The following is a 7,932-nucleotide window of genomic DNA, read 5'->3' as shown; positions in this document are numbered from 1 at the left end:
TCCATAAGAATATTCATCTTAGCTCACATATTGCTGGAGTCTATGAAGATATTGACCAAGTCATTATTGAACATGAGCTAAATACTATTAAAGACTTCTTTGAGTTAGAAGAAGATAAGTTTAAGAAGAAATACGAGAGGCTTCTTCTTAAGAATAAAATAATCAATGATATACTAATATAGAGGTGAACCATGAGTGATAAAATGAACGACAAGGTAATTAAGAATTTTGAGTCTTACTTATGTCCTCCAGGAGCTGGAGTCTTCACTGTAAATACAGCAAAAGAGAGAAAAGATTCTCTCTATCAAGAACTCTATGGAACAACTGAAAATATAGAAGATATATGGAAGACAACGCTACCAAAAATAAATGAAGTCAAAGGACCTGTTCTCTTGGGGGTTTGCTCTGATTGTGGTGGCGGTATTCAAAGAGGGGCCAATTGGGGACCTCTATTTTTAAGAAACACTCTTCTTAAAGATCATAAACAACTTACTTATCACGACCTTGGAGATATAAGAGTCATTCCTCACCTTCTCCACGATAAGTATCTCAATGGCAAGACTCTTGAAAGTTGTAAGAACGCCCTCTATCAAAATAGAGAGAGTGAGTATCCTGTTTCTCCTCTAAGTATTACTGAGACATGTTGTAACGATATTTATGAGAACTATAAAGATATTGGAGTCTTTGCAATCGGAGGTGACCACTCTGTCAGCTACCCCCTTGTCAGAAGTTGGATTCGCAACAAAAGAAAAGATGGAAAGAAAGTCGGAATCATTCACTTTGATGCACACACTGACCTTCTAAGAGAAAGGCTTGGAATTGACCTCTGCTTTGGTTCATGGCTTACACATGTCCTAGATGATTTAGAATCTCCAAAAGCATGCTACCAATTTGGAATTCGCTCAAGTGGAAAGGACAGGGCCTTCTGGGAAAATGAATTTGGTCTCAATCAATACTGGGCCAAGGATGTCAAAGATGAAGGTGCCCAAGAATTAGGAAAACGAGTCACTCAAGAGCTAATTGAGCAAGGGATTGAAGAGGTTTATGTCAGCTTCGATATTGATGCCATTGACTCAAGTCTCGCCCCGGCCACTGGAACACCAGAATCGGAAGGATTATTCCCACATGAATGTCTAATGATTTTAAAAGAGATTAATAGTAAAATAAAGATAACAGCCGCTGACATGGTCGAGATAGCTCCCCTTGTAGGAAATGATAAAGCAGGGGCTGAGAGTACACTACAAGTTGGAGCAAGTATTTCGGCTTACTTAATAGAGGCCATAGACAATGCCCATCATTGATTTTCCATCTGTAGAGGATGCTGATGAAAATGGACTAGTTGCAATTGGCGGGGATCTTCATCCCCAGTCACTTATGCTTGCTTACTCTCGCGGTATTTTTCCTTGGCCAGTCGGTCCCGAGTATCCACTGGCCTGGTTCTCTCCAGACCCAAGAGGTGTCATTTACTCTAGTGAGCTTCACCTTCCTAAGAAGTTAAAAAAAGAATTAAGAAAATCGGATTTTCGCGTAAGCTTCAATCAGAAATTTGAAGAAGTCATTAATATTTGTGCAAATGTCCATGCCAATTCAGCAACAGGAACTTGGATCACACAAGAAATCTTAGAAGGCTATATTGAATTTCATCGCCAAGGCCATGCCTATAGTGTTGAAGTGATGAGAGGAGAACTTCTCGTAGGAGGACTCTATGGAGTCTGTCTAGGTAAGTATATTTCTGGTGAGTCGATGTTTCATTTAGAAAGTAATGCTTCAAAGGTTGCTCTGATCACACTGATGCATAACCTGAAACAAAATGACGTTGTCTTTCTAGATACTCAAATGGTGACAGGAATTACAAGCTCCCTAGGAGCAAGAGAGATTGAGCGCAAAAACTTTATTCAAACAATACAAAATGAAATAAAGAGATCAAGTCTAGATTTTTCTAACTTTGATCCAGATATCACTCATCTCTATTCATCGCCAAAGATATAAGTCCATACTCTTTAGTGCTCAATTCCTTTAGAGATATATTATTTCTTGCGTAAGAGCTGCAATCACCACATGAGTTACACACCGAAATATCGACATTGAGATGATTTTTCTCGAAGCTAAAAGCACTAACGTGGCACAGTTCATTGAGTTCGTGAAGTTCATCTCCGCTAAACTTATCTAAAGACCATGGGAAACGACGAGTTTGCTCTGTGTACTCAAGATCACTATTGGCCCTTAAAAAGGAAACAAGCTTCATTCTCTTTAAGAATGAAAGAAAGAAGTTTGATGGCGAATAAACAGTCTTGTCAAAAATCATTTTGTCACCTCTTCCATATTCATTCCTAAACTTACCCAATCAGTGATCATAAGATCGAGATCCGAAGTATGGTAACTCTCTTCATAGATTTTCAGAGTTCTCTTAGTTGGTCCCATAATATGAAGGCGATTTAATCTCTCACTTCCCTTTCTAAAAGCACTTAAGAAATTAATCTCTCCTGAGCCAGACTCAGTGTATGAGAAAAGAATCTTATCTGAATCTAGTCCTCTGATTTCAGAGAACTCTTCCATTTGTGCAGGAATCGGGAAGCTTTCAATAAGACGAATGATATTTGAAAATGATTCCTTGACCTCTTCCATACGAATAAGGATACGGTCATATGAAGTCCCATTAATCCCAAGAGGAGTCTTCAGTTCTAGTTCATTATATAAGTAGAATTGATCATTCTTTCTTAGATCATAGCTCACTCCAAAGCTTCTTAATGGAAGACCTGTATAACCACTCTTAAGAGCATTCATACGAGTTGAGCGAATATGAGAAAAATCGAGAACGCGATAGAGTCTTGTCACACTCGTTTTTAATTTTTCAAAATCATTAACAAACGACTTTACCAATGAAGAGCATTTTCTCTTCCACCCCTCTGGCATGACGCTATTGTGGCAAGGTCCTACAAACTGAGGATGCGGTCGTGTTTGTTCAAACTCAAGCATAATAAGCTTAAGTTTATTTAGAAACTCACGACATTTTAAGTGAGGATCAACTTCGTTGAGAACTTTAAATGTGAGAGAAAGCGAACGAATATTCTCCATGATTTTCGAGAATTCATAGATAAGCATTCTCTTACTTCGCTCATAGAAGTTGGCCTCAAAACCTTGTGAGTATTCAAGGGTCTCGGCCCAAAGAAGTTGATACGGAATAAAAGCGGCACTATTTGAGTGAGAGATATATTTTTGAATATGACCCAGGTGGATTTGTTCAAAAATTTTCTCAAGACCCAAAAAGAGTGACTCTGTCTGCGCCCTAAGTCCAACAACCTTCTTACCATGAACCGCCATTTTAAAGGCGGCCCTTTGACTTTGAATTCCATATTCAAAGAGGTTCGTCTCAACGATATCAATTCCCTCTTCAAACTCCTCTTGTCTCTGAGCAGATTTTTGCGTTATCTCAGCGGCCTTCTCCATAAAAGAAGGACCGTCTTTATCTAAGATTTCTTTTTGAATTCTTTCATAACGATAGAACTTGATTCCATAGAGATCAAAGATTTCATTCTCAAAGTAATGTAAACTAGGCCATATATAAGAATATGACTGCATTGTCTGTCCATAGAGTAGACTAACACCTATATGGAATCTCTCTTCGCTATCAAGATTATGAAAGTGGTAAATAATTAAAAAGCTCTGCGAGTCCAGATCGTACTTTTGTTTTATTTCATCAAGTTCTGTTAACTCTAAACAAGTAAGGCCCTTACAAACAAGTCCACTTGTTCTTTCATAACTTTTAAAAAGTGATTCTAATTCATGCTTTTCTTTAATTTGAATAGAGTCAGTGATATCGACAACTTTCATTATGACTCCTGAATCTCAAGGTACTGACAAAGAGTCCCCTTTAATTGAGTGAAAGTCGGAGGACAACCAGGAATATAGAGATCAATACTAAACTCGTCACTTAAGAGTGGGAGCTGAGAAGATTTCTTAAAAATCCCTCCAGAGATAACACAATTTCCGAAGGCCACTAGTTCTCTTTGCTTTGTCTTCATAGCAGATCTAATTTTTTCCAGATCAGTTTGTCCAAGCTTAGTTCCAACAACAAGGATGTCACAATCTTCAAGTGAAGTAGAGTAAGTTGTATCGCTCACCTCTTCCATCGACCAAACCGATGTCGTGTCATAACAACAACTTCCAAAATACCAATGTACTTTCTTGCCAGTACTCTGGTAAATAAATTTGCTTAATTCTTTTGCGTTCTTCAACTAAGTCCCCGATATAATATGTCTACAATTTTAAAGAGATCGCTATCTTATGTAAACACTTACATCCTTATCTTTGTTTTCAGGGTTTTTTATTGGGGACCAAGTCACATCAGAAGGAAAGACGCTATACTTCCTTGGTTTCTCGCAAGATAGGCGCTTTCCATTATCACGCACCCAACTATAGATCTTATTACCAAGTGATTTAGCACCTGAGTCATATTGAATATAGCGATAGTAACTACGGCCACTACTTGAAAGACCTGTCATGAGGTTTATCGCCTTTTCAAAGGCAAGATTTAAGGACTCACTCGTACAAAACTTTAGCTCTTCTTCCTGAGCATTCTCTCGTCTTTTGACAACACCTTCAACATTTCGAACCCATGCCTTAGTGCGGCATTGATAGAGATAGCCCATTTGTTCAGCGTGAATAAATGAGGCCATATACTCCATGAACCAATGATCTTTAGCATTATGGGTGATACTTGAAGCTCTCACATATCGTCGACAAGTTTTAAATAGATTCCAATATCTCTTGTAAAACTGATGAAAGGCCTTCGGAAAAGTTCCCTCTGCTTGGAGAACATCTGTTTTGAGATTATAAAGCTTCTGGTAGACATTCTCACATGATCTTCTCAAAGTCTTTGCTTCTCTGTCACTAAAGAGATGACCCATCTCTAAGGCCATTTTCATCGCTTTAGTTGGAAAGACCTGACCAATGAGTCTATAGGCAGGATAAAATGAGCGATCGTTTATAGTACGTCCTCTTGCGTTTTCTAAAAAAGCCTTTACTTCTTTCCAATCAATTTTCTTTATAAGAGTTGCAAAACTATGAGTGTCTTTATAAGCAGGATCTAGCGGGCTCACTGCAAAGAGAACTAAACGAGAATTCCACTTCTTATTTTCATCACAAGGAAAGCTATCGCAAAACTGCTCAATCATCCCACCAATAACACGAACCCTTACTGTTTCATCTTGTGGGAAAGACTCGCTTGAGAGGTATTGTCGATCACCAAAAATAACGACCTTCTGAGGCATTTTTAATTGATCAAGAAGCCTAGGAACAAAGGCCTCGGTATAAGGAGGAGTCGATAATGAAGGCTCGTAACTCTTCCATACATCACTCTCTTTACAATAAGAATGTGAGAAGTAGCGCTTGCCACTGACAAGATCAAACTCATAGTGAAAATCTGATCTCTCCGGTGTCACTACAACAACATCCAAGTACTTCTTATCAATATTGAGAACAGGTTTAAAATCAAAGAATAAGTGAGACTCTGGCTCCCCTTCAAAATTCTTATAACGGAATTGATCTTTCGTGCTAAACCAATTTCCTGTAGGAGAAATCGTCTCTACGATAACCTCTTTTTTTGCGCAGCTACTAACAAGTAGTGTTAAAAAAATAAGAAGGTAATTTAAATTTTTGAATTGACAAATACTTAGCATAAAGTCCAAAATAATCAACATCTCGTAATGGTTCGGTGTTGGAATTGGTAGACAATGCGGATTTAAAATCCGTTGGGCATTATGCCCGTGCGGGTTCAAGTCCCGCCCGAACCACCATTACTTTCCCATTACAAATTTATAAATAAGCTGGTCTCGAAAATTTCGGCGCTATCGCTTGAATTTTCTGCGAGCAAACTATTCGTCAAGGCCCAATGGCCCTTGCCGCACGTTTGAGTCCCGCCCGAACCACCATTACTTCCCAGCTAGAAATTTCTAACCACATTTAAATTATCAATTTTATTCAGGAATTTTTCAAGTGAAGATTATGCTGCCGTAGAACCGGCCTTTTTTGCTCCACTAATATGGTCAACAATGAACTGACCAAGAACTTCTAGATTCTTTTCACTATTTGCCTCGAATGAGAATCCAAAACCTTTCGGTCTCTTCTTAGAAACTCTTCGAATTTTAAGATCACAAACAATCGACTCAGAAAATGCTGGCGCATCAAGATATAACGTCACTTGTGAGCCAATCTTGATCTCTTCTTCATCTAGACGAGTGAGTTCTACAAACCCTCCCCCAAGACTGAGATTAGTCAGATACCCCTTATGCTCAATGCCATTAATAGTGAAATTCACAAGCTCATGAACTTCAGCTCTATATTCAGATCTTTCGACTAAGTAGACTGAGTTTTCAGGATTTTCCTTATCTTCTTTTAGTATTTTGCTCTGGGCAGTTAATTCAATAAAGTCTGAAACATGCTTCCAAACACCCTTACCTTGAATTTTGATAAGAGTCTCATTTGACACCTTTCCCGTACTCTTTAACTTAAGCATTTGATCATAACGATAAGGTCCTAAGACTCCCTCTCCGTTATCAATCATCCATTTGCAATTATTAGTAACTTCGAATGACTTTCCATTCTTAAGATCGTCTAGTCCAAGAATTTCATCAAAGTCTTCTTCTTCCATCATTTTCTCAGTTTGAGATTTTTCAGGTCGAGAAAGTTCAATTATCTTAGCCGCTTCACCAACAGGTGCCTCAACGAGCTCCTCCAGACTTGGTTTTGCAACCTCTATTTGTGGTTGAGTTTGTGCTTGGGCCATCTCGTTAACTCTCTCATGAAGAATATTCATTTTCCTCACGGCCTTATCGAGTTTATCTTTCATGACCTTATTTTCCATGACCTGATTCTTATATTTTACATAGAGCTTATCAAATTTTTCTTGCTGAACTTGATTGTGTCCATCAGTTGTTTCCAACGTAGACTCGACTTTGCCATTGAGTTCTCTAATATGATCTTCAATTCGAGTCATTGTCGCACTAAGATGATCGTCACCACTATCGGCCAGTTGTTCTTTGATATCTTTAATGTCTTTATTCTGATCGAGAAGCTTTTCTAAGACAGAATCGATCTTTGAAAATTTCTCTTCTAAATCAATATCGAGATTCTGTTCTGTATTTACAGGCTTAATAGATTCGACTTTCTCAGTAAGTTTTTGAAATTTGTCGTTGAATATTTTTTCTACTTTTTCTGTGAGAACTTGATCAGTTCTTTCTTCAATATTGATGAAGCTCTCAGAGCTTAATGAAACTTCTTGAGATTTAACGATCTCATCTTTAAGATCAATGAGATTCTTACTCACTTGTTCAATTAAATTATTATTAGTCGACTTTGGAGCTCTTGCAAAAGACTTCTCAAGAGATTCTAGCTTACTTGAAATCTTAGAGATATCAGATTCAACAGAGAGTGGTCTTTGAAAGTCCGTCATCTTAGAATCAATTTCACCAAGCTTTGTTTCAAGAAGACTAACAATACTTGAATCAACACTTCCTATTTCTTTGACTATAATTTCATCTTTAGGTTTAAAGTCTGGCTCTTCTACTTTGCTGTCACAAAATAGAGCTTCATTCTTAATGACAGAAGGAATACCTTTATGAGAGATAAGATGAACCCAGCGATCGAGTTCCTCTTCAAAAACATAGCTATCCTTATAAATACGACCGGCCTTTACCTCTAAGAAGAGAGCGCGTGCATCCAAACGGGCATAATCATGTCCATTTTTTGCAATAAAGAATTTGGTATTTATAAGATTTCTTTTCATCATAAACTACACTTCTTATTATCGGCAGAAATGCTATAATTCCTGAGTGATTAGCTAAAATTCATGCCAACAAATGTGAATAAAACAAGGGAATTGTTTATTTTCAACAACTTAAACAGATAGCAAAATGAAGACAAAATCTCTAATAT

General features: G+C 37.8%; 8 protein-coding genes and 1 tRNA gene. 4 read left to right on the top strand and 5 right to left on the bottom strand.

The window, feature by feature from the left end:
• From M901_RS07730 to aat, 3 genes are all read left to right on the top strand, one after another.
• Window positions 1–182 (top strand): hypothetical protein (locus M901_RS07730; RefSeq protein ID WP_021277632.1); only part of this gene is annotated, 182 nt, incomplete at its 5' end.
• 9 nt (window positions 183–191) lie between these two features.
• Window positions 192–1,301, top strand: a complete 1,110-nt coding sequence (locus M901_RS07725; RefSeq protein WP_021277626.1) for an arginase family protein — start codon at window positions 192–194, stop codon at window positions 1,299–1,301.
• A complete protein-coding gene (gene aat / locus M901_RS07720; protein ID WP_021277630.1) occupies window positions 1,288–1,989 on the top strand; it encodes a leucyl/phenylalanyl-tRNA--protein transferase in 702 nt (233 codons plus the stop codon). Before M901_RS07725 ends, aat begins: the two co-directional genes overlap by 14 nt.
• Here the strand turns inward: aat and M901_RS07715 are convergent.
• The 4 genes from M901_RS07715 to M901_RS07700 are packed head-to-tail and all read right to left on the bottom strand — an operon-like array spanning window position 1,958 to window position 5,699.
• Entirely contained in the window at window positions 1,958–2,305 is a 348-nt protein-coding gene (locus M901_RS07715) for a hypothetical protein (RefSeq protein WP_021277631.1), read from the bottom strand. The genes aat and M901_RS07715 overlap by 32 nt on opposite strands.
• A complete protein-coding gene (locus M901_RS07710; RefSeq protein ID WP_021277627.1) occupies window positions 2,302–3,831 on the bottom strand; it encodes an NADH-quinone oxidoreductase subunit C in 1,530 nt (509 codons plus the stop codon). Before M901_RS07710 ends, M901_RS07715 begins: the two co-directional genes overlap by 4 nt.
• On the bottom strand, window positions 3,831–4,235 hold the full coding sequence (locus M901_RS07705) for a hypothetical protein (protein WP_157679905.1): 405 nt from the start codon (window positions 4,233–4,235) through the stop codon (window positions 3,831–3,833). The genes M901_RS07710 and M901_RS07705 overlap by 1 nt, the downstream gene beginning before the upstream one ends.
• A 42-nt stretch (window positions 4,236–4,277) precedes the next feature.
• Window positions 4,278–5,699 (bottom strand): hypothetical protein, encoded by a 1,422-nt coding sequence (locus tag M901_RS07700; RefSeq protein WP_198295367.1) that lies wholly within the window; start codon window positions 5,697–5,699, stop codon window positions 4,278–4,280.
• Between the two features lie 8 nt (window positions 5,700–5,707).
• Here M901_RS07700 and M901_RS07695 point away from each other — a divergent pair.
• A tRNA-Leu gene (locus tag M901_RS07695) sits at window positions 5,708–5,795 on the top strand.
• Window positions 5,796–6,001: 206 nt separating this feature from the next.
• Here M901_RS07695 and M901_RS07690 read toward each other — a convergent pair.
• Window positions 6,002–7,786: a PilZ domain-containing protein gene (locus tag M901_RS07690; RefSeq protein WP_021277628.1), complete on the bottom strand. Its 1,785-nt coding sequence runs from the start codon at window positions 7,784–7,786 to the stop codon at window positions 6,002–6,004.
• Between the last annotated feature and the right edge of the window lie 146 nt (window positions 7,787–7,932).

The sequence above is a fragment of the Bacteriovorax sp. DB6_IX genome (assembly GCF_000447775.1).
Lineage (GTDB): Bacteria > Bdellovibrionota > Bacteriovoracia > Bacteriovoracales > Bacteriovoracaceae > Halobacteriovorax_A.
This window is presented reverse-complemented; position numbering and strand designations above follow the sequence as displayed.